Raw genomic sequence first — 1,030 nt, 5'->3', positions numbered from 1 at the left:
ATCAATGTCATTAAGTTAAGCCAGTTGACTCGGAAAAGGGCTGCACTGACGGCCGCTTTATGGTAGAATCAGCCAGCAAACATCCAGAGAAAGGAGGCTGGCCATGAAGAAAAAACTTATGAAAGCCCTCAAGTCTGGCACGGGAGTCGCCTTCTAATGTAGCAAATCTCGTGCCACTAGTTGAACTGTTCCACAAAATGATTCACTCCGAGGCCTTCTGTGCTGCACATCGGGCAAACCCAACAGACTTCACAAGGCGTCGAACACTGCCGTTTCCCACAATGATCCTCTTTTTACTGAACCTACTGCAAGGCTCTCTCGCAAAAGAACTCCAGCGATTCTTCCTCGCCGTGGAGAACAGAGGTCTGCGCCCCGCTCCCGTTACCCCCGCCGCCGTCTGCCAGGCCCGGAAAAAGCTTCTGCCCTCCGCGTTCCAGGCCCTGCACGAGGTTGTGGTCGCGTACTTCTACCGCCACATGCCTTGGCGCAACTGGAAGGGCTTTCGTGTGGTCGCCGTGGATGGGTCCACTGCCGCCCTTCCCAAAACCCAGGAGATCCAGGCCCACTACGGCACCTGGGGGAACCCGCCCCACGGCGGGCCCGGGGTGATTGCCCGACTCTCGGTGCTCTACGACGTCCTCAACCAGATCCCGATCCACGGGACGATCACCCCGACATCCTTCGGCGAGCGTCAATTGCTCAAAGCCCACGCCGACCATCTGCGCACCGGGGACCTGTGCTTGCTGGACCGCGGGTATGGCGGCTTTTGGGTGTTTCGCTACCTTCTCCACCGGGGGGTTCACTTCCTGTGCCGCCTGCCCACCCAACAGCGAGGATGGAAGGTGGTACGGGCGTTTCTTGCCTCCGGTGCCCAGGATGCCGTTGTTACCCTTCGATGTCCTCCGTCTGCCGAGGCGCAATGCCAGGCGCTGGGGCTTTCGACCGAACCCCTCACGGTGCGCTTGATCCGGTTGGACCTCCCGAACGGGGAGGTCGTGGTGTTGGCCACCTCTCTTGTCGACGCCTCTCG

General features: G+C 59.8%; 1 protein-coding gene. It reads left to right on the top strand.

The window, feature by feature from the left end; all coding sequences use genetic code 11:
- Positions 1-197: 197 nt before the first annotated feature.
- The coding region (locus ACYQ8L_RS18500) for an IS4 family transposase (RefSeq protein ID WP_459943296.1) at positions 198-1,030 on the top strand (833 nt) is incomplete at its 3' end.

The sequence above is a fragment of the Deferrisoma palaeochoriense genome (assembly GCF_054656955.1).
Note: the sequence above shows the minus strand (reverse complement) of the source record. Positions and strands in the feature narration are given on the sequence as shown.